Raw genomic sequence first — 26,263 nt, 5'->3', positions numbered from 1 at the left:
CGGGTAAACCCGCCCCAGCCGAGGGCCGCCACAACGGCCCCAAGGTCAGATCAGTTCTTGCGAATTTTCTCGACAATCGCCGTGGTCGAGCTGTTCTCGACCAGCCCCAGCACCTTCACGGTGCCGCCATAGCCCTTGACGATATCAGCGCCAACCACCTGGTCGATGCCATAGTCTCCACCCTTGACCAACACATCCGGCTTGACCTGGCTCAGCAGGTTTTCCGGGGTGCCTTCCGGGAAACTGATCACCCAGTCCACCGCGCCCAAACCGGCCAGCACGGCCATACGCCGGTCAACGCTGTTGATCGGCCGGCCCGGCCCTTTCAGGCGGCTGACCGAAGCATCGTCGTTTACCGCAACGATCAGGCGATCACCCTGGGCCCGCGCCTGTTCCAGGTAGGTGACATGCCCGGCATGCAGGATGTCGAAGCAGCCATTGGTAAAGACGATCTTCTCGTTGTGCGCCCGCGCGTCATCAATGGCCAGCAGCAGTTGCTCAAGGCCCAGCACGCCGCGTTCGGAGCCTTCCTCACGCTGGATGGCCCGGCGCAGCTCAGGGGCGCTGATGGCAGCCGTACCCAGCTTGCCGACCACAATGCCCGCCGCCAGATTGGCCAGGGCCACCGCATGGGGCAGGTCCTCACCCGCGGCAATGGCTGCGGCAAGGGTGGAAATGACAGTATCGCCGGCACCGGTCACATCGAACACCTCGCGTGCCCGTGCAGGCAGGTGCAACGCAGGCTGACCAACGCGCAGCAGGGTCATGCCATGCTCGCCGCGGGTGACCAGCAGGGCGCCCAGGTCCAGGTCCTGCAGCAACTGCAAGCCCTTGGCAACCAGTTCGGCCTCATCGACGCAACGGCCAACGATGGTCTCAAACTCGCTGAGGTTCGGGGTAATCAGGCTGGCGCCACGGTAGATGGAAAAGTCCTTGCCCTTGGGGTCGGCCAGCACCGGAATGCCCTTGGCCCGCGCCGCCTGGATCAGGTTTTGGTGGTTCTTCAATGCACCTTTGCCGTAGTCGGACAGGACCAGCACCTTGACGCCTTCGAGCAGGCTGTCGACCTCCGCGCCCAGCGACAGTGGGTCGGTGGCGAACGGCTCTTCGAAATCGATACGCAGCAGCTGCTGGTGACGGCTCATGACCCGCAACTTGACGATAGTCGGCTGGTGCGCGATGCGCTGGAATACCGAACGGACACCCGCAGCCTGCAGGCTGTTGGCCAGGCTGTCAGCAGCCTCATCCTGGCCGGTGACGCCGATCAGCGAAGCCGGCGCGCCCAGCGCAGCAATGTTCAAGGCAACGTTGGCCGCGCCGCCGGGGCGATCCTCGATTTGATCGACCTTGACCACCGGGACTGGCGCTTCAGGCGAAATACGCGAAGTACCGCCATGCCAGTAGCGGTCGAGCATGACATCGCCGACCACCAGTACCGGGGCTTGATCGAAACGCGGCATGGACAACTTCATGGGCAACCCATATGGAAATAATGAACAGGGGCAGGATATTAGCACAGGGTAGTCAATGGCTTTATGGCCAGATCAACCCTGGAAAATTCCCGTGACAATCGGGGCCATAACGGCCCCGATCAAGGAGGGTTCAGGTGATATCGGCCTTGGCCGGCTCATCCAGCCCCATGGCATGCAGACGGGCATAATGGCCATTAGCCGCAAGTAACTCGGTGTGAGTACCGCGCTCGACCAGGCGGCCCTGGTCCATGACCAGGATCTGGTCGGCCTTCTCAATGGTCGACAGGCGATGGGCAATCACCAGCGTGGTACGGCCTTGCATCACGTGGTCCAGGGCGGCCTGGATATGCCGCTCGGACTCGGTGTCCAATGCCGAAGTCGCTTCGTCGAGGATCAGCAACGGCGCGTTTTTAAGCAGCGCACGGGCAATTGCCAGGCGCTGGCGCTGGCCCCCGGAAAGCAGTACACCGTTCTCACCCACTTCGGTATCGAAGCCCTTTGGCAGCCGGTCGACGAATTCCTTGGCATAGGCATCGGCCGCGGCGGCTTCGATGTCTGCGCGCGGCGCGCCGGCCAGATCGCCATACGCGATGTTGTTGGCCACGGTGTCGTTGAACAAGGTGACATGCTGGGTGACTTGCGAAACATGGCGACGCAGGTTGCGCAGGCGATAGTGCTCGATCTCCACGCCATCGAGCAGGATCTGCCCCTTGTCGTGGTGATAGAAGCGTGGAATCAGGGCCGCCAGGGTAGACTTGCCACTGCCGGAGCGGCCGACCAGGGCGATCATCTGCCCGGGCTCGGCGACAAAACTGATGTCGCTCAACACTTCACGCTCGGTACCCGGGTAGGTGAAGCTCAGGTTACGCACTTCCAGGCGCCCTTCCACGCGCTCCTTCTCGACCGTACCAGTGTCCACTTCAGGCGCTTCGTCCAGCTGCTCGAAGATGCTTTCGGCACCTGCCAGGCCCTTCTGGATGGTCGAGCTGACTTCCGACAACTGGCGAATCGGCTTGGGCAGCAGGCCGGCAGCGGTGATATAAGCCACCAGGTCACCGGCAGTGGACTCACCGCGCAGGAACAGTACCAGGAACATCAGCGCAGCCATGGCGCTGTAGATCACCAGCTGAAGCATCGGCGTGTACAGCGAGCCGGTCTTGGTCATGCGCAGTTGCTTGTCGGTGTTGCTCTGGCTGGCCTGGCCGAATCGCTGCTGCTCGTAGGCCTCGCCACCGAAGCTACGGACCACGCGGTAACCCTGGATGGTTTCCGAGGCAACGTGGGTGACGTCGCCCATGGCTACCTGGATCTTCTTGCTCTGCTTGCGGAATTTCTTGCTGGCGATGCTGACCATAACCGCGATCACCGGCAAGATGGCAACCATCACCAGGGTCAGGTGCCAGTTCATCCAAAGCAGGTAGGCAAACAGGAACACCACGGTCAGGCCTTCGCGGATTACCACCTTGATGGCGTCGGTAGCGGCGCCAGTGACCATGGTCACATTGAAGGTAATGCGCGAAATCAGGTGCCCGGAGTTGTGGTTGTCGAAGTAGCGGTTGGGCAACACCAACAGCTTGTTGAACAACGCCACCCGCAGGTCATGCACCAGGCTCAGAGAGACCTTGGCCAGGAAGTAGTTGCCGAGGAACGAGCCCAGGCCCTGCCACGCAGCGATCAGGATGATCAGCAGCGGCACCGCCTGCAGCAATTGCAGGTCACGCAGGTAGGGGACGTTGGGGAACAATACCGCTTCGGGGTTGCTCAGCCCATCGACGAAGTACTTGAGAATGCCGGCCAGCATTGGCTGGGTCGAGGCAAAGATCACGAAACCGACAATGCTCAGCAGGAAAATGCCGACATAGGGTTTCACATAGCTCAACAGCCGGAAGTAGATCTTCAGGCTGGAGGTGTGCTCCGCTGGTCGCGGTGTTTCGGCCATTATCGAGCTCGCTGTTCAGGTTGAACCGGCAATTTTACCACAGGCGTCATTTTCGGCACGCCCCCATGGCAGCAACATGGCAAGGCCCACCGGCAGCCAGCTGATGAACCATTCGGCACGTGGCGTACCGGTGAGGCTGGCGGCATCGAACTGCATGGCCAGGGTCGAATAGACCCAGAAGCCCAGCAGGACCTTGCCGAGCAGGGTGCCACGGGCGCGCACGATTTCGCCCAGCGTGAACAGCCACACCATTACCCACAGCAACATGCCGGGCAAGCCCATCTCAACGGCAACATGGGTGAACATGTTGTGGGTGTGATCGAAGTGCATGCCGACGGCGCTCACTTCGTAAGCAGCCCCCAGACCAAGACCAGTCCAAGGGTGCGCGGCTATCATCTGGACCACGGCATGGAAAATTTCCGGCCGGTAGGACGAGCCCCGTTGGGCGATAACGTCGTACACGGCCAAAAAGGCCAGGCCGGTGGCAAGCAGTGCCAGAACAGAGAACACCCGGCTGTGGCGGTCACGGAACCACAACGGCGCCATCACCACGGTAATCACCAGTGCCAGAACCGCACCACGGCTCTGGCTGAGCATGGCGAAGGCCCCCAGGCAAGCCAGTGCCGACAGCCACAACACCTGCAAGCCACGCCGCCGAGGTGGCTCGTAGAGCATCAAGAGCACAGCCGAACCAATGACATAGGCCCCCAGGATGGGGTGGGATATTTCGCCGATACCCGCCAGCCTGAACAGCAGAGGCGCACGCTGCACCCCATAGAACTTGATGATGGAGACTAACGCAGCGATGGCCAGCAGCGCGCTGCCGAGCAGCAATAACTGACGAATGCGGGCTTGGCCAAGCTGGGCCAACAGCGGAAACGCCAGCAGGAACACCAGGATGTAGAGCAAGCGCTTGAGCTCGCGCATGGGCTCCTCGGCGGGCGACCATGCCAGGCTCAGGCCGCTCCAGGCCAACAGCAGCAGCACACTCCCCCACAGCGCCGGTTGCCGCCTCCAGGCTTGCACCAGCACACCTCGGGCCGACCAGGCCAATACCAGCGTTGGCAGCCATAAGAACAACACCAGACCTTGCTGATAAACCTTGTTGCTGGGTGCCAGGGCAATCGCCGCCAGGAACCAGACCAGGCCCAAACCTAACCACGCTTGTGCCCAGTTTTTTTGATACAACATCCTTTCCCCCGATGAATCAGAAACACCATCCATGGTGCTACAGCATTATTTTCGGCATTATTGCCGGTCATTTTGATCGCCAGACGACAAGGCTCTATTCATGCAATGCTCCCGGCTCACCCAGGTCGACTTCGATCAGCTGACACTCGGCGCACAGGTGCTTGAGGCAGACAGCCATGGCGCCAAAGTCTACCTGCTCACAGATGGAAATTTCCTCAAGGTTTTTCGTAGGAAGCGGCTGATTTCATCTGCACTGCTACGTCCTTACTCGCAGCGTTTCGTCGATAACGCCGCGCGCCTGGCGCAACTGGGCATCCCTACCCTCGAAGTGATCAGCCAGCACAAGCTCGACCTGCCGGGCCGCACTGCGGTGCTGTATCGCCCGCTACCTGGGCGGACGCTGCTGCAGATGTCGCGCGATGACGGCTTCAGCTGGGACACTTACCTGCCACGCCTGATCGAACTGATCCGCCAGTTGCACCGCAGCGGCGTTTATTTCCGCTCGCTGCACTTGGGCAACGTGGTGGTCACCCCCGACCAGCGTCTGGGCTTGATCGACGTGGCCGACATGCGCTTTCTGCGCCCGCCACTGTCAGCCCGCATGATTCGACGCAATGTGCAGCACATGGTGCGCTATATCGAGCGGGAGAACCTGGGCGACCGGTTCCCCCTTGCCGCCTTCGAGGCAGCCTTGCTGACACGCTGAGCTCAACTGCGCAACAGGCTCTGCGAGCCGCTGCAGAACGCCTGCCAGGCCTGCTCCGGTGCCAGTGCCTGGCGCTGCTTCGCGGCGATCGTCGATGCACTGAGCACCGCACAGCGCTCGATCGCCTCAGCCCAGGCGCTTTCGTCGGCAACCGGCAGGTAGCCACCCGTGTCGCGCAACTGCTCGCGGAACACCTCCAGGTCGCTGCACACCACCGGTACGTCGGCCATCACCGCCTCTTGCACCACAAGCCCCAGGCCTTCGGAACGCGAAGGTACCAATAGCCAGTCGAATGCCCGATACAGCTGCTGCAGGTCTTCGCGGTGACCGCGCAGATGAACGCGCTCGGCCAGGCCCAACGCGTCGATACGCTGCTGCAGCACGGCATGCTGCGGCCCCTCGCCAATGATCGCCAGCTGCAAGCCCGGTTGCCGTGCACTGGCCCTGGCGAATGCCTCGATCAGCATTTCGAAGCCTTTGCTCTCTACCAATCGCCCTACCGCACCCAGCATCACCTCGGCGCCCTGAGGCAACTTCAGCGCCTGCCTGGCCTGGTCCCGGTTCAGCAAAGGCTCGACGAATGCAAGCGGGTCGAGCGCCATGCGCAGCGTCTGCACCGGCCTGCCCAGGTCACGCTCCAGCGACTCGGCCAACGTCTGTGATACCGCCGCGATACTCAGACGCTCGGACGGAAAACTCTGCAACAAGCGGATATCGCTGGCATGCAGGCGCGTCTTGCCATGGAACAGTACCTTGGCACGCACGTGCGTGATGCGCTGTAACAACGGCAGCACCAACCGGGCGACACCAATACCGTCGAGCAGCACCACTTCTGCCCCAGCCTCGGCCAATGCCTTGCGCAAGCGCATGCGCAGCCACGGACGCAGCAAGCGCCACAAGTGCCGCCCTTTGAGCGCACGTGAGGGCATATGCCATTCCCGGGTCGAACCGAGCCCACAGCAGAGCCCGCTCCCCAGCAACAGCCAGTTACTGATCCGGGCATCGGCACCCGCATTCGACAAGACCTGCCGATGCACCTTGTGGATGGACATGTAAGGCGTTCCACCCGCCCACATCATATTGACGATGTTCATGGGCCCTCTCCCGCTCAAGTCAGGTGGGACAGCGACTTCATTGAACAAAAATGGTGATTCCCATGCCGATCAAGGCACCCGCAACCAGCGTCAATGCCAGCTTCATCCGATCACGTTGACGGCGCTTGGCCTTACGCTCCACCTCGATAGGCAAGGTCACGTGATTGCCAAAACCAGTGTGCAATACTGCATCACCCTCCAAGGTGACCGCTGTCAGATTTAACTCAGCGTAGCGGCGGGAAAGCGCCTTTTCTCCAGCATAGGCGGCAAATGGCGCACAGCGCTGGTAATCGCTCAATCGGCGCAGCCCAGGGTTGAGCGAGAACGCCTGCCACTCGGCCTTGTCGGACAGCAGCGGATAGCACGGCACCCCGGCGATCACCTGGCGATCGCCCAAGTGGATGTACGGGCTGTGGATGGCCAGGTCGTGGGCATGGCTGCGCAACCACACCTGCAAGATGTTGGGACTGACATCCAGGATGGCCTGCGAGTCTTCGACAAAGCCTTGGCGATAGAATTGCCAGTCGTCTTCGCAGTGAAAAATGTACGGCGTCTTGACCTGGCTGTAAGCCAGGTCGATAGACGGCAACTGGCCAAGTTTGGGCCGGTTGACGAACACCTTGCAGTACGGCTTCCAGTGCGCCGGCACAGCGGCATGCACAGCATCGTCGCCAGAGTCTTCGGTGATGAATACCTCGCGAATGGGCGCGGTGTTGTAGCGATCGAAACTCTCAAGGGTGTCTTTGAGCAGATCGAACCGCCCACAACTGGTCACGACAAGCGTGACGTCACTCTCATTTGAAAAGCGCACCGGATTCCCTCCGCATTACGACTGTCGGCCTTCAACAACCCGCTCCTGGGCGTGAAAGCTCTTATTTAGATGCCCAGCTTCAGACGCAGCCGCTGCCACGCAGACAGTGGCGGATGGGGCCTGAGCGCAGGGCGCATGTGGTCGACGATGCTACGTCCAACTGCGCCGAAACTAAAACGGGAAACCGCCAGATGGCGGCCATTTTCTGCAATCTGCCGTGCTAGCTCGGGGTTGGCGCGCAAGCGACGGAGTTTTTCCTGAAGGGTCGGGATGTTGTCATAGAACACCACGTTGTGCATGTCTTGCAGGCCCAGCGCACGGTTCTCTTCCTCGCCCTGGTCGTATGCCAGCAACACACAGCCACAGGCCATGGCTTCGAAGTTCTTGATCATGTACTCGCCCATGCCGACATCGGCACTGACGAAGAAACGAATACGGTTGAGCGTGTTGCAGTAGTCCTCACCCGACTTGGTACGGGTTACCAGCAGGTTCTCGACCTGCCCCAACTCGTCCAGCAGTGCCTTGCGGCCACTGTAGGCCACGCTGTTGACGCTGCCGACAAAGGCCAGTTCGATATCACGCTCTCGCCCTTGGTCGGCCAGCAACTGCTCGTCATAGCCCTTGGGCACGAACACCGCGTCAAAACCTTCCTGGCGCAAGCGCTCGCTGACCATGTAGCCGGAGCTGATCACCCGTGCCCATGGCAACTGACGGTAATGAGCGCTGAACTTGCCGGTGTACTTGCACGGGATGTAGTTCTGGTAGGCGTCGTGCTCGAGAATCACCAGGTTCGGCACAGTGCGGATGAAGGCCACCTGACGGATCTCCTGCTTGAAACGCAGGAAGAACACGATGCGGTCATAACGCTCGACCTGCACCTCACGCTTGAAGTAACGGCGCAGGTTGCGCTGATCCTGGCTGGTCAGCCAGCGCAGGTCGCACTCGCAGTTGGCCGCGACGCCATCGTACAGGCGGTCAAGAATCGCCCGCTGTTCCTTCTGCACCAGAAATAGGACTTTCATTGCTTTCCTTGGGCGCTCTGCGCCTTCGCGGTCAACCATGGGGCGTGCTTACAGCTCACGCCGCCAGAACAGTTCGTGTCGGCGCACGGCCTTGCGGAAGAATTCGTTCTCCCCATAAGGCGATGGCTGTCGCCCGGCAAGCCAGCGTTGCAGCAGGCGGCGCAGGCGGCGCTTGAACGGTGCCGGCGGCTGCAGGTCGTGCATCATGCCCAGGGCCATGGCCTTGTCGCGCTGGGTCGCGCAGTCCAGCACCAGGCTGCAGGGTGCCCAGGCCTGGGCAGCGCTCAATTGCGGCGGCAAAGCCACGCCATCGCCACTGTCGCCCATCGGCCAGCGGTCGTTATCGTGCAGGTGGTTGGCGTAGCACAGCAAGGTTTGTGGCTGCCAGGTCATGCCTTGCAAGGCTTCCAATACCGCCGCCTGAGCGCAGATATGGTCCGGATGGGGGTCTAGCTGCGGGTGCGGCATCACCAGGACCTCTGGCTTGGCCCGCTCCAGCAAGGCTCGCAGGTCGGCCAGCAGGTTATGCCAGGTGGGTGCGCCATCACGGTCGCCCGGTAACGGGAACGGGTTGAACTGGCGGAACACGCGGATATCGGCCAGGTCGGCTTCACGTGAGGCGGCCGGCTGGTCGGGGGCGGCCTGCATGGCAGGCAGCTGCAGGCAAAAGTAGCCCAGCTGTATGCAATGCGACTCCGGCACCCCGGCCCAACGCGGCACGGCGATGCTGTCCCAGGCACGCAGGCGCCCCTTCAGGCGCGCGGCCTCGGCCTTTGCCAGGCCCATCTGCTGGTAGTGCTCGGCCTCTATCTCACCGGCGGTCAGGGTCACCACCCAGCTTTCGTCGGCCTGGCTGTACAAACCATACGCGGCCAACTCGGCGTCGTCGGCATGTGGCGCGATCACCATCACTCGGCGCCGCTGCAGCTCGACCGAGGGGGTTATCCACAGGCGCAGCTGACCCTGCAGCCGGCAATGCCGGCCGCGCAGTCGCAACGTACCGGCCTGCAGTGGCGCTGCAAGGCCGGTCAGGTTAAGGAAGCGCACCCCATCGACGCCACGCTCGAACGTTTGCCGATCGGCCTGTTCGCCAGCCAGCAGCTCGACCCGAGGGTCGAGAAAGCGCCCCAACCAGCTGCTCTTTAGCCGCAGCTCAAGCACCAGGGTTTCGTCGCCCTGCAACGTGCAATCAGCCTTGAGCCAGCCATCGTGCAGGCTGGCAGGAACCTGCCGCACCTGATCGCCGAAGTCGTAGGCATAGTCCTCACCCGGTGCATAGAACAGGTGGTCGGCAAACCAGGCCTCATGGGCAGCCCAGAGCAGCGGCAACAACAGCAGTGGCAACCACCACCAGCTGAATACACCGAGGGCGACCAGCGCAACCAGGCCCGCCAGCAGCCCCAGGCGTTTGTTGCGCCGGTGGCGCTTGAGCAACTGCTGCTTGCGGCTCACGCTTGATACACCGGCACAGGGTTGCACCAGCGGTCCTTGTACTCACGATCAGCACGGCCGAACGAGAACCGCAGCGGCTTGTTGCGCGCCCGGGCATCTTCCCAGGCGGCCTGGGTATTAAGGAAGCTCAGCACGCTGCCTGGGCTGAAGGCCTTGGTTTCAGGGTCGACACCGCCATTGATGTACTCGACGCTAATCCATTCCGGCGCTTCGACGCGGTACACCAGCTGGATGGCAATCGGTTTACCGTCCAGCAGCAGCACCGAGCCGATCAGCAGCTCGCGCAAGCGGCCCAGCACATCGGCCATACGCTCGGCACCGGTGGCAGGGAACCCCCAGCGGCGCAGGAACAGGTCGCAGTACATGCTGGCGATTTCCTGAGCACTGAAGTCGCTGATCGGGCGTACCACACCACCCGCTTCTTCCAGCAGGCGAAGTTCACGGCGCTGGTTGTAGCGGAACTTCTTCGACAGGTCTTCAGGCGCCCGGGCCATGGCCAACTGCTCCTTCTGCGCCTTCAGGCCGCTGAAGCGGCCCTGGTTCAGTTCGGACAGGTAACGCATTGTATGGCGCAACGGCGCAGCGGCATCAGACGCCGCCGGCAGAATGATCTCGGCATTACCGAGGTCGAACAGGGCCTTCTTGCCAGCACGCTTCAGCACGTCCTTGGACAGCGCCAGGTGACGCCCCCAGACCGGGATGGCGGCTTTCAGCTCGCCAGCCTGGTGCCAGCCCAGGTAACGCACCGGGATCTGTGCCAGGTCCGCCAGTTGCTCGACCACCAGCGGATGGGTGGCAACACTGCCGCCAAAGCGCGCCCATGCCTGGGCATAAGCCTTGGCATCGATAGCTTGCCAACCGCGTTCGCGGAAGGCCTGGATACGATTGAGCATCAGGCCTGCCCCACCAACGCGCGCACCTGCGGGAGTTGCCAGAAGGCCTCGCGCACCGCCTGGTCAGAGAAACGCTCGCGCAGGCGCTGCAGCATGTGCCTGGCACAGGCCTGGCGCTGCTCAGCGTCCAGTACGGCCATGTGCTTCAGGCCCTGAGCCAGCTGCGCGGCGTCGCCCAGCGGGAACAGCACGCCAACGCCCTCGACCACTTCGCGGGCACCGCCACAGGCCGTGGCCAACACCGGTACACCGGCAACCATCGCTTCGAGCAGGACCATGCCGAACGGCTCGTGATCAGAACTCAACGCGAACACGTCGAACGCCTGGAAATAACGGCGCGCATCCGGTACCTGGCCAAGAAAGTCGACTTGCCCGGCAATACCAAGTTCGGCGGCCAACGCCTTGAGCTTGGCCTCCAGGCGCCCCTTGCCGAGGATTGCCAGGCGGGCGCCAGCCGGCAGCCCCGGCAATGCCTGGGCAAAACCGCGCAACAGGGTGGCCTGGTCCTTGTCCGGGTGCAGGCGCCCGACATTGCCGACGATCCACGCCTGAGCATCCAGGCCCAAGGCCTGGCGTGCGTCAGCGCGCGGCACCAGGGCTGCTTGCAGGGCGTCGATGTCGATGCGGTTGTACAGGGTCTGGATGCGTTCGGCCGGCCACTGCGGCAAGCAACGGCGCATATCGTCACGTACCGCGTCCGAAACACCCAACAGGCTCAGACGCTTGCCGAACAGGTTCGCGAACAGGCGGCGGCCTTTGCGCTGGTAGTCGCCAAAGGCATGGTGCACACCAATCACCGGCAGGCCGGTCCCCAGCAGGGCAACGTAGATCGGCTTGAAGCGATGGGCGATGCAGAAAGCGAAATTGCGCTCGGCCGCAATGCGCCGCAATGCGCGGATGGCGCCGAGTTTCAGGCCACGCACGGCCTTGGAGCTGAACTCAAGGAACAGCACCTCGTCCGACGCACAGCCAGCCGCCACCTGCGCGTCGGCGGCGCCGGTGAGGAACACCGTAGTCACCCGGTACCCACGCCCCTGAAACAGGCTGGCGTACTGACGGGCGCAGTCCAGGAACGGCCCGTCATAGCCATGGCAGAACTGCAGGATGCGCGGTTCAGAGCGGCTGGTCATACGGGGCCGCGCCGTCCTTCACAACCAGGATGTCTTCCATGATCAGGTACTGCAGGTCCGAGCCGAAGAACATGTTCAGGGCATCGGTCGGCGAGCAGATCATCGGTTCACCACGACGGTTCAGCGAGGTGTTCAGCGACACGCCGTTGCCCGTCAGGTCTTCCAGTGCCTTCATCATGTCGTAGTAGCGCGGGTTGTACTCGCGCTTGAGCACCTGGGCACGCGAAGTGCCGTCCTCGTGCACCACTTCCGGCACGCGGGTTTTCCACTCTTCAGCGACTTCGAAGGTGAAGGTCATGAACGGCGCGGGATGGTCGACCTTGATCATCTGCGGGGCGACAGTGTCGAGCATCGACGGGCAGAAAGGTCTCCAGCGTTCGCGGAACTTGATCTGGTGGTTGATGCGGTCAGCCACGCCTTCCACGCTTGGGCAGCCGATGATCGATCGGCCACCCAGGGCACGCGGCCCGAACTCCATGCGGCCCTGGAACCAGGCAACCGGGTTGCCATCGACCATGATCTGGGCGATCTGCTGCGGCATGTTCTCGAGTTTGCGCCACTTTGGCTGGTTCGGGTGACGGGCGCAGGCGGCGATCACGTCTTCGTTGGAGTACGACGGGCCGAGGTAGACGTGCTCCATCTTCTCGACCGGAACGCCACGGGCGTGGGACACATAGGCAGCGGCGCCAACGGCAGTCCCGGCGTCGCCGGAGGCCGGCTGAACGAACAACTCTTTCACGTCCGGACGGGCGATGATCTTCTGGTTGAGCTTGACGTTCAGCGCACAGCCGCCGGCGAAGGCCAGCTTGCCGGTTTCACGCAGGGTGTCGCCCAGGTAATGGTCGATCATCTGCAGCGCCAGTTTCTCGAACAGCGCCTGCATGCTGGCGGCGTAATGGATGTACGGCTCGTCGGCGATGTCGCCTTCGCGCTTGGGGCCCAGCCATTCGATCAGCTTTGGCGAGAAGTAGAAGCCCTTGCCCTTCTCTTTATAGCGGCGCAGGCCGATAACGTTGGCGTACTCGGTGTTGATGACCAACTCGCCGTTTTCGAAGCTGGCCAGACGCGAGAAATCATACTTGCTGGCGTCGCCATACGGCGCCATGCCCATGACCTTGAACTCGCCATCGAGCATTTCGAAGCCCAGGAACTCGGTGATGGCACCGTAAAGGCCACCCAGCGAGTCCGGGTCGAAGAATTCCTTGATCTTGTGGATCTTGCCGTTTTCGCCGTAGCCAAAGAAGGTGGTGGCGTACTCGCCCTTCCCGTCAATGCCGAGGATTGCGGTTTTTTCCTTGAAGCCCGAGCAATGATAAGCACTGGAAGCGTGGGCCAGGTGGTGCTCGACCGGCTCGATCTTGACCTTTTTCGGGTCGAAGCCCAGTTGCTCCAGGCACCAGACGATCTTCTTGCGATAGCGCTTGTAGCGACGGTTGCCCATCAGGATGGCATCGAGTGCACGATCCGGGGCGTACCAATAGCGCTTGGCATAGTGCCACCGCGCCTTGCCGAACAGGCTGATCGGGGCGAACGGGATGGCTACCACGTCGACGTCGGACGGCTTGATGCCTGCCTGTTCCAGGCAGAACTTCGCCGACTCGTAGGGCATGCGGTTCTTCGCATGCTTGTCACGCACGAAGCGCTCTTCTTCGGCGGCGGCAATCAGCTTGCCGTCAATGTACAGGGCCGCGGAAGGGTCATGGCTAAGGGCGCCGGACAGGCCAAGAATCGTCAATGCCAAGGGATTAGCCTCTTCATTCGGTAAAAATGCGCCAGCGGCCTCTTGGGCGGATGGCGGCTAAAGGGCGGGATTATAACGCAAACATTGGAGGCACACCGCCCCCTTGTAGGAGCGGGTTCACCCGCGAAGCAGGCAACGCGGTGGATGGCACCGGCGTCGCCGGTGTTCGCGGGTATACCCGCGCCTACAGGTTTACTCGGCGATCAGCCAGTCCATGCGATAACTGCCGGCGGTCTGTGCCAGCTCTTTGGCCAGCCATGGCAGCAGCTCCTTAAGTTCATCCTCCAGCCCCCACGGCGGGTTGGCGATGGCCAGGCCAGAGCCGTTCAGCCCCTGAGGGCTGTCCTGGTGATGCACATACAGCTCAACCCGCAACAGTTTCGGCGCGCCAGTGCTGGTCAGGTCCTGGTAATAGCGGGTCAGCGAACGCTGGTCTTTGATCGGGTACCAGATGGCCACAACCGTCTGGCGCATGCGGCCGATCGCCTCTTTCATGGCCGTGGTGCAGCGCTTGAGCTCATCGGCCTGCTCGAACGGCGGGTCGATCAGCATGATCGCGCGCTTTTCCTGCACCGGCAGCAAGGCCCGCGGCACATGCCAGCCTTCACCCAGATGCACGGTCACGCGCGGGTCTTTTTTCATGTTTTCTTTAAGGAGCGGCCCGTCTTCGGGGTGCTTCTCGTTGAGCAGGGCGCGGTCCTGCTGGCGCATCAGGCGACGGGCCAGTTCGGGCGACCCCGGGTAGTAGCGCAGCTCGCCATCGGCATTCAGGCGCTTGATGATGCGCAGGTAGTCGTCGGCCATGGCCGGCAGGTCATCGCGATTCCACAGGCGGGCTACGCCTTCCAGGTACTCGCCGGTACGGCTTGCCTGATCGCCCTGCAGGTCGTACAGGCCGAGCCCTGCGTGGGTATCGATATAGGCGAACGGCTGCTCCTTGCGCGACATCAGGGCGATGAGGCGGGTCAGCACGATGTGTTTGAGGACGTCGGCGTGGTTGCCGGCGTGGAAGGCGTGACGATAGTTCATGGCAACTCCTGCGAAGGCGGCAAGTTTACCTTGCCTTGCAGGCGGAGTCAGGCCTGGCTGCTGATTGGCGGCACCCGCAAAGCAGGCACCGCCAATTCAACGGGTGTTACTTGTCGGCGTGATACGCCGCATCAGCTGCTTCGAAGCGCTTGACCATCGCCTGCGAAGGGCTGCCCAGCTTGCTCACCAGAACAATGGCGATGCTGGCGAACAGGAAGCCCGGGATGATTTCGTACAACCCGAGGGTGTCGAAGTTCTTCCACAGGATCACCGTCAGCGCACCCACCACGATACCGGCCAGCGCACCGTTACGGGTCATGCCTTTCCACAGCACCGAAATCAGCACCACCGGGCCGAAGGCGGCACCGAAGCCGGCCCAGGCATAGGCCACCAGGCCCAGCACGCGGTTTTCCGGGTTGGAGGCCATGGCGATGGCAATCAGGGCCACGGCCAGCACCATCAGACGGCCGACCCACACCAGTTCGACCTGCGAAGCATTCTTGCGCAGGAAGGCTTTGTAGAAGTCTTCGGTCAGGGCACTGGAGCACACCAGCAGCTGGCAGCTCAGGGTACTCATGACTGCGGCCAGGATGGCCGACAGCAGGACACCCGCAACCCATGGGTTGAACAGGATCTTGGCCAGCTCGATGAACACACGTTCGTGGTTCTCGCTAACCGGGCCTGCCAGTTCAGGATGAGCCGAGAAGTAGGCGATGCCGAAGAAGCCAACGGCGCAGGTACCCGCCAGGCACAGGATCATCCAGGTCATGGAAATGCGGCGCGCCTTGGCGATGGACTTCACCGAATCAGCGGCCATGAAGCGCGCCAGGATATGCGGCTGGCCGAAGTAACCCAGGCCCCAGCCCATCAGCGAGATGATGCCGATGAAGGTGGCACCCTTGAGCATGTCGAAGTTCGCCGGGTTCACCGCCTCGATAGCGGCGAAGGTCTGGTCGAAGCCACCGGTGGAGATCAGCACGATTACCGGGGTCAGGATCAGCGCGAAGATCATCAGCGAAGCTTGTACGGTATCGGTCCAGCTCACCGCCAGGAAGCCACCCACGAAGGTGTAGGCGATGGTCGCCGCTGCACCAGCCCACAAAGCGGTTTCGTACGACATGCCGAAGGTGCTCTCGAACAGACGGGCACCGGCCACGATGCCGGAGGCACAGTAGATGGTGAAGAACACCAGGATGACGATGGCGGAAATGATACGCAGCAGCCCGGTATTGTCTTCGAAACGGCTGGAGAAGTAGTCCGGCAGGGTCAGCGCGTCACCGTTGTGCTCGGTCTGCACGCGCAGCCGGCCAGCCACGAACAGCCAGTTCAGGTAGGCACCCACCGTCAGACCGATGGCGATCCAGGCCTCGGACAGGCCCGCGAAGTAGATGGCACCGGGCAGGCCCATCAGCAGCCAGCCACTCATGTCGGAGGCACCGGCAGACAGCGCGGTAACCACGCTACCGAGGCTGCGACCGCCCAGAATGTAATCGGAAAGGTTGTTGGTAGCGCGATAGGCGGCGAAGCCGATCAGCACCATTGCTGCGATGTAGATCACGAAGGTGATCGTTAGTGGATTGCCCATGCGTGTGCCCTGGCGTTTGTTTTTATCATGCGCAACCACAGCGATGGCGGTTGCACCCAGGCGGCGAATGCTATGCAACAACGCAAAGAAGGTGCAACCATTTTTCTTTTGCAAGTTGCACCTGCCCGTGCATTTTCCGACAAAGCCCGCTTCTTGCTCCTTTCGGGAGCAAAAAACCGACTTTTCAGAATAAATCGCACCGAAAACGCCCCTTTTCAGGGTATGGGAATAGCTGTCGGACGAGTTGCACCTTCCACACGAAAAATTAGGGTTGCACCTGGTTGCACCCGAATTGTCCTACAGATACTCTTGACGCCAGCTTAGGCCACAACCGTGGCAATAACGAGGATAAGAAATGGCGACTACCACCCTTGGGGTCAAACTCGACGACCCGACCCGTGAGCGACTCAAAGCAGCTGCGCAGTCCATTGACCGCACGCCGCACTGGTTGATCAAGCAAGCGATCTTCAACTACCTGGAGAAGCTCGAGGGTGGCGCCACCCTGACCGAACTCAACGGTCATGTCAGCAACCTGGCCGACGATGCCGGTGAAGTCCAGGCCGACCACAGCCACCAGTGCTTCCTCGAATTTGCCGAAAGCATCTTGCCGCAGTCGGTACTGCGCTCGGCGATCACCGCTGCCTACCGCCGACCGGAGCAGGAAGTGGTGCCGATGCTGCTGGAGCAGGCGCGCCTGAGCGCGCCACTGGCCGAAGCCACCAACAAGCTGGCCGCGGGCATTGCCGAAAAGCTGCGCAATCAGAAAAGCGCCGGCGGCCGTGCCGGTATTGTCCAGGGCCTGCTGCAGGAATTCTCGCTGTCGTCTCAGGAAGGCGTGGCGCTGATGTGCCTGGCCGAAGCCCTGCTGCGTATCCCCGACAAAGGTACCCGTGATGCGCTGATCCGCGACAAGATCAGTACCGGCAACTGGCAGCCGCACCTGGGCAACAGCCCGTCACTGTTCGTCAACGCCGCCACCTGGGGGCTGCTGCTGACCGGCAAGCTGGTCAGCACCCATAACGAAACCGGCCTCACCTCCTCGCTCACCCGCATCATCGGCAAGAGCGGCGAACCGATGATCCGCAAGGGCGTCGACATGGCCATGCGCCTGATGGGTGAGCAGTTCGTCACCGGCGAGACCATTGCCGAAGCCCTGGCCAACGCCAGCCGTTTCGAGGCCAAAGGCTTCCGTTACTCCTACGACATGCTCGGCGAAGCCGCACTGACCGAGCACGACGCGCAGAAGTACCTGGCGTCCTACGAGCAGGCCATCCACTCGATCGGCAAGGCCTCGCATGGCCGTGGCATCTATGAAGGCCCAGGTATCTCGATCAAGCTGTCGGCACTGCACCCGCGCTACAGCCGCGCCCAGTACGAGCGCGTGATGGAAGAGCTGTACCCGCGCCTGCTGTCGCTGACCCTGCTGGCCAAACAGTACGACATCGGCCTTAACATCGACGCCGAAGAAGCCGACCGCCTGGAGCTTTCGCTGGACCTGCTCGAACGCCTGTGCTTCGAGCCATCCCTGGCTGGCTGGAACGGCATCGGCTTCGTTATCCAGGCCTACCAGAAGCGCTGCCCGTACGTGATCGACTACGTCATCGATCTGGCCAAGCGCAGCCGCCACCGCCTGATGATCCGCCTGGTAAAAGGCGCCTACTGGGACAGCGAGATCAAGCGTGCCCAGGTCGAAGGCCTGGAAGGCTACCCGGTCTATACCCGCAAGGTGTACACCGACGTGTCCTACGTCGCCTGCGCCCGCAAGCTGCTGGCCGTGCCAGAAGCCATCTACCCGCAGTTCGCCACCCACAACGCCCACACCCTGTCGGCCATCTACCACATTGCCGGGCAGAACTATTACCCGGGCCAGTACGAGTTCCAGTGCCTGCACGGCATGGGCGAGCCGCTGTACGAGCAAGTAGTCGGCAAGATTGCCGATGGCAAGCTGAACCGCCCGTGCCGCGTGTATGCACCGGTCGGCACCCATGAAACGCTGCTGGCCTACCTGGTGCGCCGCCTGCTGGAAAACGGCGCCAACACCTCGTTCGTCAACCGCATCGCCGACCACTCGATTTCCATCCAGGAACTGGTCGCCGACCCGGTGGCCAGCATCGAGCGCATGGGTACCCAGGAAGGCAGTATCGGCCTGCCGCACCCACGCATTCCCCTGCCGCGCGACCTGTATGGCACCGAACGGGCCAACTCGGCCGGTATCGACATGGCCAACGAACACCGCCTGGCATCGCTGTCCTGCGCCATGCTGGCCACCGCTCACAATGACTGGAAGGCTGCCCCGCTACTGGCCTGCGCCGCCAGCGAGAGCGCTGCCGCACCGGTGCTGAACCCGGCTGACCACCGCGACGTCGTCGGCCATGTGCAGGAGGCCACCGTTGCCGACGTGGACAACGCCATCCAGTGCGCACTGAACGCCGCACCGATCTGGCAGGCCACCCCACCAGCCGAGCGTGCTGCCATTCTGGAGCGCACCGCCGACCTGATGGAGGCCGAGATCCAGCCGCTGATGGGCCTGCTCATCCGCGAGGCCGGCAAGACCTTCGCCAACGCCATTGCCGAAGTGCGTGAAGCCGTGGACTTCCTGCGCTACTACGCGGTGCAGGCACGTAACGACTTCAGCAATGACGCCCACCGCCCACTGGGCCCTGTGGTGTGCATCAGCCCATGGAACTTCCCGCTGGCGATCTTCACCGGCCAGGTGGCCGCAGCCCTGGCTGCCGGCAACCCGGTACTGGCCAAGCCTGCCGAGCAAACCCCACTGATCGCCGCCCAGGCCGTGCGCCTGCTGCTGGAAGCTGGCATCCCAGAAGGCGTGCTGCAGCTGCTGCCTGGCCGCGGTGAAACCGTCGGAGCCGGCCTGGTCGGGGACGAACGCGTCAAAGGTGTGATGTTCACCGGCTCCACTGAAGTGGCCCGCCTGCTGCAGCGCAACGTCGCTGGCCGTCTGGACAACCAGGGCCGCCCGATCCCGCTGATCGCCGAAACCGGCGGCCAGAACGCGATGATCGTCGACTCCTCGGCACTGACCGAACAGGTCGTGATCGACGTGGTGTCCTCGGCCTTCGACAGTGCCGGCCAGCGTTGCTCGGCCCTGCGCGTACTGTGCTTGCAGGAAGACTCCGCCGACCGCGTAATCGAGATGCTCAAGGGCGCCATGGCTGAAAGCCGCCTGGGCTGCCCGGACCGCCTGGCCGTGGACATCGGCCCGGTGATCGATGCCGAAGCCAAGGCTGGCATCGAGAAGCACATCCAGGGCATGCGCGAGAAAGGCCGCCCGGTCTACCAAGTCGCTATTGCCGATGCTGCCGAGATCAAGCGTGGCACCTTCGTCATGCCAACCCTGATCGAGCTGGACAGCTTCGACGAGCTGAAGCGCGAAATCTTCGGCCCCGTGCTGCACGTGGTGCGCTACAACCGCCGCAATCTGGACCAGCTGATCGAGCAGATCAACAACTCCGGCTACGGCCTGACCCTCGGCGTGCACACCCGTATCGACGAGACCATCGCCAAGGTGGTGGAAACCGCCAACGCCGGCAACATGTACGTCAACCGCAACATTGTGGGTGCAGTGGTGGGCGTGCAGCCGTTCGGTGGTGAAGGCCTGTCGGGTACCGGCCCGAAAGCCGGCGGCCCGCTGTACCTCTACCGCCTGCTGTCGACCCGCCCGGCCGACGCCATCGGCCGCCACTTCCAGCAGCAGGACGGCGAAGGCAAGCCGGATCGCACCCTGCACGAACAGCTGGTCAAGCCACTGCACGGCCTGAAGGCCTGGGCCGAGAACAACCAGCTGGCCGACCTGGCCGCGCTGTGCAGCCAGTTCGCCAGCCAGTCGCAGAGCGGCATCGCCCGCCTGCTGCCTGGCCCGACCGGCGAGCGCAACAGCTACACCATTCTGCCGCGTGAGCACGTGCTGTGCCTGGCCGACAACGAAGCCGACCTGCTGGCGCAGTTCGCCGCAGTACTGGCCGTTGGCAGCTCGGCGGTGTGGGTTGACGGTGAACCGGGCAAGGCCCTGCGCGCCCGCCTGCCGCGTGAGCTGCAGGCCAAGGTGAAGCTGGTCGCGGACTGGAACAAGGATGAAGTGGCGTTCGACGCCGTGATCCACCATGGCGACTCGGACCAGCTGCGCGGCGTATGCCAGCAGGTGGCCAAGCGTGCCGGGGCGATCGTTGGGGTGCACGGGCTGTCCAGCGGTGATCACCAGATTGCGCTGGAGCGCCTGGTCATCGAGCGCGCGGTGAGCGTGAACACTGCAGCGGCAGGCGGTAACGCCAGCCTGATGACCATTGGCTAATGGCTGAGGGTTGTTGAAGAAGAAGGAGAGCCTCGGCTCTCCTTTTTTATGCGTACATGTCCTGAAGCAGGGGCTGGACTAACAGGTGCTCACCAGAACGTGGTCATGCCAACGGTGACTTGGGTGTCTTCTGTTGTTACCGTTTATCCCCTGGAATTTCTCGGCTGCCTGGGCCGGTCCTTTCGCGGGTAAACCCGCTCCTACACCGGATCAGTGGCGGACACAGGTCGGGGGTTGGACACAGGCCGCTGTAGGGTTTACCCGCGAAAGGACCCGTCCAGACAGACATATAAAATAGCCTTGCAGGAGGCTTCTACCCCAGCATCGTATTGTCTTCAAGGAAAGCGGAAGCGCGGTGTGGATCGGGGACTATCCGGAGCTCCCCTCCGACAGAGCTTCGGCCAAAAAATGCTCAAACCATTGGTGAAAGCGCAATCAAAGCAAACAGCTGTGCTGCCATAAGCGCAATACCCAGCAGCATCCAAAGCCAATTGGCCAGCGTGAACCGGCTGTTGGCCTTCCCTTCTTTGTCACCCGCACAGAAATTGATGCCCTTCTGCATGAATACCAGAATGATCAGCCAAGCTGCCTGAATGGCTAAGCCCGCAAAATAGGCCGGCCACAGCTGGCCTTCCAACACGACGCTGGCAACCACCCAGACAACGCAAAAACCGTAATAGCCCAGCGTGAGCCCCAGGATGGACCACGGATAGGTTTTACCTGAGTCGCGAATATGGTCATTTACCCTTCTCAATAATGGATAGATGAAGAACACTGCAAAAGCGCTTCGCCAGAACGGACTTACGCGCTCTCCCGTTTTCTCTCTATGCAGACTCCAACTTTGATAGAAGCAGTAAACCCAGTAGAAGCCCAAGGTAAAGAAATTCATTACACCAAATTTCATGGGTGAGACTACGAAGAAGGGAACCTGGTTGCCGTTGGCCTCAGCCAAGTCAGCGTGGTGGGCATCACTCATCTGAAACGTTTCCTTGTGAACACCAAAACGCACATTCAAGGCCAACTGATATTCGATCCGCAGCAGTCCATTTCCGATCTGGATTGTGGGAAACGTCTCCATATTCTCCCGAGCAGGCATTACACGACCTGACCTTGCGTTGGTTTCACCAATAACCGGCAGGCTTCCCGGCGTTCTCAACCCATATCACGCAAACCTATTAACCTGTCCCCAGTCTCACCACGCTCCTACACTCGCAGCATCCCGCCTCAGGACCGCCACCATGCCCGAGACCTTGCTCAGCCCCCGCAACCTCGCCTTCGAGCTCTACGAAGTCCTCGACGCCGAAGCCCTGACCCAGCGCCCGCGCTTCGCCGAGCACAGCCGTGAAACCTTCGATGCGGCACTGACCACCGCCCGCACCATCGCCGAAAAGTATTTCGCCCCGCACAACCGCAAGGCCGACGAAAACGAACCACGCTACGTGGACGGCCGCGCCGAGCTGATTCCCGAGGTGAAGCCCGCCGTCGATGCCTTCCTCGAAGCCGGCTTCCTCAACGCCAACCGGGACTTCGAGGTCGGCGGCATGCAGCTGCCCAGCCTGGTCTCGCAAGCCTGCTTCGCCCACTTCCAGGCCGCCAACGCCGGCACCACGGCCTACCCGTTTCTGACCATGGGCGCGGCCAACCTGATCGAGAGCTTCGGCTCCGATGAACAGAAGCGCCTGTTCCTGCAACCGATGATCGAGGGCCGCTACTTCGGCACCATGGCGCTGACCGAACCCCACGCCGGCTCGTCGCTGGCCGACATACGCACCCGCGCCGAACCAGCAGGCGACGGCAGCTACCGGCTCAAAGGCAACAAGATCTTCATTTCCGGCGGCGACCACGAACTGTCGGAAAACATCGTGCACATGGTGCTGGCCAAGCTTCCGGACGCCCCGCCCGGGGTCAAAGGCATCTCGCTGTTCATCGTGCCCAAGTACCACGTAAACCCGGACGGCAGCCGTGGCCCGCGCAACGATGTGCTGCTGGCCGGGCTGTTCCACAAGATGGGCTGGCGCGGCACCACCTCGACCGCGCTGAACTTCGGCGACAATGGCCAGTGCGTCGGCTATCTGGTCGGCCAGCCGCACCAAGGCCTGGCCTGTATGTTCCAGATGATGAACGAGGCGCGGATAGGCGTAGGCATGGGCGCGGTGATGCTGGGTTACGCCGGCTACCTTTACTCCCTGGAATACGCTCGCCAGCGGCCGCAGGGCCGGCTGCCAGACAACAAGGACCCACACAGCCCGGCGGTGCCGATCATCGAGCACACGGATGTGAAGCGCATGCTTCTGGCGCAGAAGGCCTACGTAGAAGGCGCCTTTGACCTGGGCCTGTACGCCGCGCGCCTGTTCGACGACACCCATACGGCCGCTGACGAAAACACCCGCAAGCTGGCGCAGGACCTGCTCGACCTGCTGACCCCGATCGTCAAATCCTGGCCCTCGGCGTTCTGCCTCAAGGCCAACGAATTGGCGATCCAGATTCTTGGCGGCCACGGCTACACCCGCGAATACCCGGTGGAGCAGTACTACCGTGACAACCGTTTGAACCCGATCCACGAAGGTACCGAGGGTATCCAGTCGCTCGATCTGCTCGGTCGCAAGCTGGCACAGCACAATGGTGCCGGCCTCAAGCAGCTGATACGCCTGATCGCCACCACCTGCGAACGTGCCAGCCATCACCCGAACCTTGACCCACTGCGTCAGCCGCTGGAGCAACTGGCCAACCGCCTGCAGGGGGTCACCCTGGTCCTGCTCGGTGACCTCGCCCAAGGCAAAGTCGCTGGTGCCTTGGCCAACTCTGCCTTGTACCTCAAGGCCTTCGGCCACTGCGTGATCGGCTGGCGCTGGTTGGAGCAGGCGGTTCACGCCGAACTTGGTCTGCTCAAGGGAACCGCTGCTGATCGCGACTTCTACCTCGGCAAGCTGCAAGCTGCGCGTTATTTCCTGACCTGGGAAGTACCGGGCTGCCATAATGAGCTGGCATTGCTCGAGGCACACGACGATACCTGCCTCGGCATGCAAGACGGGTGGTTCTAGGGGGAGCCACCGTGTACACGGAGGCATCCGCATGTTCGATTCCAGCGCCCTGCTGCGCCAGCGCTTTGCTGCGCTGCGCAGTACGGCCGAGTTGTTTTCCCTGCGCCATGTGAAACAGTCGCACCAGGCGCTTTCGGTTCGCCGCAACGTCGCCGAACCACCCTTCTTCAGCCAGGATGAGGGCGCCATGCTCACCGTGCGGGTCAATGGCGTGGAGGCCTACGCTGCCACCGCCGACCTGTCCCAGGCTGGCCTGCAGCGCGCCCTTGAGCAAGCCGAGGCGCTGGCGCGGCAGATCGCCCGGCACAGCCTGCTGGACCTGCGCGAACACGCCGTAACCAGTGCACGCCACGACCATGTTTCGCCCAACTTCGACCAACCCGTGCCCAGCCTCGCCGACTGCCTTGGCCTGCTCGCCGCCGAATCGGCCAGCGTGCCCAGGGACAGCCGTTTGGTGGACTGGCAGGCCAGCCTGGGGCTGAGCCTGGTCGAGCAAACCTACCTGAACTCGGCCGGCGCCGAACTGCGCCATGCCCAGCGCTTCCTGTTCCCGGGCCTGGGGGTGACCGCCAGCGACGGCCAGGACAGCCAAAGCCGCAGCCTGGGCCGCGACAACTTCGGCCAACAGGGTGGTTTCGAGATCATCGAGCGCTGCGGCCTGGTCGGCGCGGCCAGTCGGGTGGCTGACGAAGCACTGCAGCTGCTGCAGGCACCGAACACCCCCAGTGGCCCGCGTGACCTGCTGTTGATGCCGGACCAGATGATGCTGCAGATTCACGAATCCATCGGCCACCCGCTGGAGATGGACCGCATTCTCGGCGACGAGCGCAACTACGCCGGCACCAGCTTCGTCAAAGCCAGCGACTTCGGCCACCTGCAGTACGGCTCCAGCCTGCTGAACGTGACCTTCGACCCGACCATTGGCGAAGAGCTGGCCAGCTACAGTCATGACGACGACGGCACCCCGGCCAGCAAAGCATTCCTGATACGCGGCGGCCTGCTGCTGCGCCCGCTGGGTGGCGCGCTGTCGCAGTTCCGCTCTGGCCTGGACGGCGTGGCCAACAGCCGTGCCTGCGGCTGGAACCGCGCGCCGATCGACCGCATGGCCAACCTCAACATCGAGCCGGGCGACCAGTCTTTCGAGCAACTGGTCGGAGGCATCGAGCAGGGCATCCTGATGCGTACCAACCGTTCCTGGTCCATCGACGATGCGCGCAACAAGTTCCAGTTCGGCTGCGAATGGGGCCAGTTGATTGAAAATGGCGAGCTCAAGGGCATCGTCAAGAACCCCAACTACCGCGGCATCTCCGCGCAGTTCTGGCGCAACCTGTCGGCGGTTGGCGACCACAGTACCTTCCAGGTGCTAGGCACGCCCAACTGTGGCAAGGGCGAACCCAATCAGGTGGTGCGGGTCGGCCACGCCTCGCCGGCCTGTGTGTTCCGCCAGATCGATGTATTCGGAGGAGACGCCTGATGAAGCACGCGTTCGAAACCCTGGTCGGGGAGGTGCGCACCGCCCTTCAGGCGGGCGAGCAGTTCACCCTCGGTTACAGTGCCGAGCAATCGCAGTTCGTGCGTTTCAACCATGCCAAGGTGCGCCAGGCCGGCGAAGTCAGCCAGGCCAGCGCGCAACTGCGACTGGTGCGCGATGGGCGCCAGGCGGAACAGCAGGTGACCTTGAGTGGCGACGTGCAACTGGATCGCCAGCGCCTGAACGTTGCGCTCGAGCAGCTGCGCCAGACCTTGCCGCTGCTGGCACTCGACCCTTACCTGCGCCTGGACGAAAACGCCTGGCACAGCCATAGCCTGCAGGAACACCCCCTGCCCGCACTGAACGAAGTACTGGCCCTGCTTGAGCGTGAAGCAGGTGACCTGGACCTGGTCGGCATCTACGCCGCCGGCCCGGTATGCCGCGGCTTCGCCAGCTCGTTCGGCGCCTTCGGCTGGCACCAGGCCAACAGCTTCAACGTCGACTGGAGCCTGTTCCACGATAATGGCCAGGCAGTGAAGGCCAACTATGCCGGCCAGGCCTGGAGCGCCGACGACTTCACCGTACGCCTGCGCCAGGCACGAAAGCAGTTGGGTTTCCTCGGCCGCCCGGCAGTTACCCTCAAGCCCGGCACCTACCGCGCCTACCTTGCACCTGCGGCCATGGACGAAGTCGCCGGCATGTTGTGCTGGGGCGGCTTTTCCGCGCAGGCGCTGGCCACTGGCAACAGCGCTCTGCAGCGCCTGTACAACGGCGATGCACGGCTTAGCCCGCTGGTCAGTTTTACCGAGCAGGTCAGCGGCTCGCTTAGCCCGGCATTTTCCGATGAAGGTGCGCCGCGCCTGGATGTGCCGCTGATCCAGCAAGGCGAGGCCCGGCAGCGGTTGATCAGTGCGCGCAGTGCGGCCGAGTTCGAGCTGCAGGCCAATGGCGCCGACGGCTACGAGTCGCCCTGTGCGCTCAGCCTGGCGCCGGGCAATCTGGCCAGTGCGCAGATCCTTGAGCGTCTAGGCACCGGGCTGTACATCAGCAACCTGTGGTACCTGAACTACTCGGACCTGCCAGCGGCGCGCATGACCGGGCTGACCCGCTTCGCCACTTTCTGGGTAGAAGACGGGCAGATCCAGGGGCCGGTGAGTACCATGCGCTTCGATGACAGCCTGTACAGCTTGCTGGGCAGCCAGCTGGAGGACCTGACCCAGGAGCGCGAGATGATTCTGTCGACCAGTACTTATGGACAGCGCAGTACCGGGTCGAGTCATTTGCCCGGAGCACTGGTCAAAGGCCTGACCCTGACATTGTGACTGGACTTGCCGGCCCTTTCGCGGCTAAAGCCGCACCTACAAGGAACGCGTAACC

At 62.6% G+C, this 26,263-nt stretch carries 18 protein-coding genes; 5 read left to right on the top strand and 13 right to left on the bottom strand.

What is annotated here, in order from left to right:
- Positions 1–50 precede the first annotated feature (50 nt).
- The 3 genes from hldE to BJQ17_RS01495 form a co-directional block, all read right to left on the bottom strand.
- A complete protein-coding gene (hldE, locus tag BJQ17_RS01505) occupies positions 51–1,472 on the bottom strand; it encodes a bifunctional D-glycero-beta-D-manno-heptose-7-phosphate kinase/D-glycero-beta-D-manno-heptose 1-phosphate adenylyltransferase HldE (protein WP_003249449.1) in 1,422 nt (473 codons plus the stop codon).
- Positions 1,473–1,602: 130 nt separating this feature from the next.
- The gene (gene msbA / locus BJQ17_RS01500; protein ID WP_003249447.1) at positions 1,603–3,411 is read right to left on the bottom strand and encodes a lipid A export permease/ATP-binding protein MsbA; all 1,809 of its coding nucleotides are present in this window, start codon (positions 3,409–3,411) and stop codon (positions 1,603–1,605) included.
- Positions 3,412–3,426: 15 nt separating this feature from the next.
- Positions 3,427–4,602 carry an O-antigen ligase gene (locus BJQ17_RS01495; RefSeq protein WP_070095399.1) on the bottom strand — a complete coding sequence of 392 codons (1,176 nt, stop codon included), beginning with the start codon at positions 4,600–4,602 and terminating at the stop codon, positions 3,427–3,429.
- Between the two features lie 100 nt (positions 4,603–4,702).
- Here BJQ17_RS01495 and BJQ17_RS01490 point away from each other — a divergent pair, with 100 nt between their 5' ends.
- On the top strand, positions 4,703–5,308 hold the full coding sequence (locus BJQ17_RS01490) for a hypothetical protein (protein ID WP_003249444.1): 606 nt from the start codon (positions 4,703–4,705) through the stop codon (positions 5,306–5,308).
- A gap of 2 nt (positions 5,309–5,310) precedes the next feature.
- On the opposite strand, the gene BJQ17_RS01485 is transcribed toward BJQ17_RS01490, so the two are convergent.
- The 9 genes from BJQ17_RS01485 to putP all read right to left on the bottom strand — a co-directional run bounded on the left by BJQ17_RS01485 (position 5,311) and on the right by putP (position 16,065).
- Entirely contained in the window at positions 5,311–6,402 is a 1,092-nt protein-coding gene (locus tag BJQ17_RS01485; RefSeq protein WP_003249442.1) for a glycosyltransferase, read from the bottom strand.
- A 37-nt stretch (positions 6,403–6,439) separates the two neighbouring features.
- On the bottom strand, positions 6,440–7,213 hold the full coding sequence (locus BJQ17_RS01480) for a glycosyltransferase family 2 protein (RefSeq protein ID WP_054830858.1): 774 nt from the start codon (positions 7,211–7,213) through the stop codon (positions 6,440–6,442).
- 65 nt (positions 7,214–7,278) lie between these two features.
- Entirely contained in the window at positions 7,279–8,235 is a 957-nt protein-coding gene (locus BJQ17_RS01475; RefSeq protein WP_003249439.1) for a glycosyltransferase, read from the bottom strand.
- 48 nt (positions 8,236–8,283) lie between these two features.
- Positions 8,284–9,687: a PIG-L deacetylase family protein gene (locus BJQ17_RS01470; protein ID WP_003249436.1), complete on the bottom strand. Its 1,404-nt coding sequence runs from the start codon at positions 9,685–9,687 to the stop codon at positions 8,284–8,286.
- The gene (locus BJQ17_RS01465; RefSeq protein ID WP_003249434.1) at positions 9,684–10,580 is read right to left on the bottom strand and encodes an antimicrobial resistance protein Mig-14; all 897 of its coding nucleotides are present in this window, start codon (positions 10,578–10,580) and stop codon (positions 9,684–9,686) included. Before BJQ17_RS01465 ends, BJQ17_RS01470 begins: the two co-directional genes overlap by 4 nt.
- Positions 10,580–11,710, bottom strand: a complete 1,131-nt coding sequence (locus tag BJQ17_RS01460) for a glycosyltransferase (RefSeq protein ID WP_003249433.1) — start codon at positions 11,708–11,710, stop codon at positions 10,580–10,582. Before BJQ17_RS01460 ends, BJQ17_RS01465 begins: the two co-directional genes overlap by 1 nt.
- Positions 11,694–13,451 (bottom strand): carbamoyltransferase, encoded by a 1,758-nt coding sequence (locus BJQ17_RS01455; protein WP_003249431.1) that lies wholly within the window; start codon positions 13,449–13,451, stop codon positions 11,694–11,696. Before BJQ17_RS01455 ends, BJQ17_RS01460 begins: the two co-directional genes overlap by 17 nt.
- Before the next feature lie 192 nt (positions 13,452–13,643).
- The gene (locus BJQ17_RS01450) at positions 13,644–14,480 is read right to left on the bottom strand and encodes a 23S rRNA (adenine(2030)-N(6))-methyltransferase RlmJ (protein WP_003249430.1); all 837 of its coding nucleotides are present in this window, start codon (positions 14,478–14,480) and stop codon (positions 13,644–13,646) included.
- Positions 14,481–14,586: 106 nt separating this feature from the next.
- Positions 14,587–16,065 carry a sodium/proline symporter PutP gene (gene putP, locus BJQ17_RS01445; RefSeq protein ID WP_064328607.1) on the bottom strand — a complete coding sequence of 493 codons (1,479 nt, stop codon included), beginning with the start codon at positions 16,063–16,065 and terminating at the stop codon, positions 14,587–14,589.
- A gap of 355 nt (positions 16,066–16,420) precedes the next feature.
- Here putP and putA point away from each other — a divergent pair, with 355 nt between their 5' ends.
- On the top strand, positions 16,421–20,374 hold the full coding sequence (gene putA / locus BJQ17_RS01440; protein WP_060538083.1) for a trifunctional transcriptional regulator/proline dehydrogenase/L-glutamate gamma-semialdehyde dehydrogenase: 3,954 nt from the start codon (positions 16,421–16,423) through the stop codon (positions 20,372–20,374).
- A 412-nt stretch (positions 20,375–20,786) separates the two neighbouring features.
- Here putA and BJQ17_RS01435 read toward each other — a convergent pair whose 3' ends face one another.
- Entirely contained in the window at positions 20,787–21,470 is a 684-nt protein-coding gene (locus tag BJQ17_RS01435) for a hypothetical protein (RefSeq protein WP_047604646.1), read from the bottom strand.
- 142 nt (positions 21,471–21,612) lie between these two features.
- On the opposite strand from BJQ17_RS01435, the gene BJQ17_RS01430 reads away from it, so the two are divergent.
- From BJQ17_RS01430 to BJQ17_RS01420, 3 genes are read left to right on the top strand one after another with little or no spacing between them, the layout of a single operon-like run.
- Positions 21,613–23,415: an acyl-CoA dehydrogenase gene (locus BJQ17_RS01430; protein ID WP_054889354.1), complete on the top strand. Its 1,803-nt coding sequence runs from the start codon at positions 21,613–21,615 to the stop codon at positions 23,413–23,415.
- Positions 23,416–23,446: 31 nt separating this feature from the next.
- Positions 23,447–24,889 (top strand): TldD/PmbA family protein, encoded by a 1,443-nt coding sequence (locus BJQ17_RS01425; protein WP_070095398.1) that lies wholly within the window; start codon positions 23,447–23,449, stop codon positions 24,887–24,889.
- Entirely contained in the window at positions 24,889–26,208 is a 1,320-nt protein-coding gene (locus BJQ17_RS01420) for a TldD/PmbA family protein (RefSeq protein WP_070095397.1), read from the top strand. Before BJQ17_RS01425 ends, BJQ17_RS01420 begins: the two co-directional genes overlap by 1 nt.
- Positions 26,209–26,263 lie beyond the last annotated feature (55 nt).

This window comes from Pseudomonas sp. NBRC 111139 (genome assembly GCF_001753955.1).
Classification (GTDB): Bacteria; Pseudomonadota; Gammaproteobacteria; order Pseudomonadales; family Pseudomonadaceae; genus Aquipseudomonas; species Aquipseudomonas alloputida.
This window is presented reverse-complemented; position numbering and strand designations above follow the sequence as displayed.

What these genes read in the sequence shown, in the direction of transcription:
- hldE (WP_003249449.1), bottom strand. Translation starts at nt 1,472, where the DNA reads ATGAAGTTGTCCATGCCGCGTTTCGATCAAGCCCCGGTACTGGTGGTC.
- msbA (WP_003249447.1), bottom strand. Translation starts at nt 3,411, where the DNA reads ATGGCCGAAACACCGCGACCAGCGGAGCACACCTCCAGCCTGAAGATC.
- BJQ17_RS01495 (WP_070095399.1), bottom strand. Translation starts at nt 4,602, where the DNA reads ATGTTGTATCAAAAAAACTGGGCACAAGCGTGGTTAGGTTTGGGCCTG.
- BJQ17_RS01490 (WP_003249444.1), top strand. Translation starts at nt 4,703, where the DNA reads ATGCAATGCTCCCGGCTCACCCAGGTCGACTTCGATCAGCTGACACTC.
- BJQ17_RS01485 (WP_003249442.1), bottom strand. Translation starts at nt 6,402, where the DNA reads ATGAACATCGTCAATATGATGTGGGCGGGTGGAACGCCTTACATGTCC.
- BJQ17_RS01475 (WP_003249439.1), bottom strand. Translation starts at nt 8,235, where the DNA reads ATGAAAGTCCTATTTCTGGTGCAGAAGGAACAGCGGGCGATTCTTGAC.
- BJQ17_RS01465 (WP_003249434.1), bottom strand. Translation starts at nt 10,580, where the DNA reads ATGCTCAATCGTATCCAGGCCTTCCGCGAACGCGGTTGGCAAGCTATC.
- BJQ17_RS01460 (WP_003249433.1), bottom strand. Translation starts at nt 11,710, where the DNA reads ATGACCAGCCGCTCTGAACCGCGCATCCTGCAGTTCTGCCATGGCTAT.
- BJQ17_RS01450 (WP_003249430.1), bottom strand. Translation starts at nt 14,480, where the DNA reads ATGAACTATCGTCACGCCTTCCACGCCGGCAACCACGCCGACGTCCTC.
- putP (WP_064328607.1), bottom strand. Translation starts at nt 16,065, where the DNA reads ATGGGCAATCCACTAACGATCACCTTCGTGATCTACATCGCAGCAATG.
- putA (WP_060538083.1), top strand. Translation starts at nt 16,421, where the DNA reads ATGGCGACTACCACCCTTGGGGTCAAACTCGACGACCCGACCCGTGAG.
- BJQ17_RS01435 (WP_047604646.1), bottom strand. Translation starts at nt 21,470, where the DNA reads ATGCCTGCTCGGGAGAATATGGAGACGTTTCCCACAATCCAGATCGGA.
- BJQ17_RS01430 (WP_054889354.1), top strand. Translation starts at nt 21,613, where the DNA reads ATGCCCGAGACCTTGCTCAGCCCCCGCAACCTCGCCTTCGAGCTCTAC.
- BJQ17_RS01425 (WP_070095398.1), top strand. Translation starts at nt 23,447, where the DNA reads ATGTTCGATTCCAGCGCCCTGCTGCGCCAGCGCTTTGCTGCGCTGCGC.
- BJQ17_RS01420 (WP_070095397.1), top strand. Translation starts at nt 24,889, where the DNA reads ATGAAGCACGCGTTCGAAACCCTGGTCGGGGAGGTGCGCACCGCCCTT.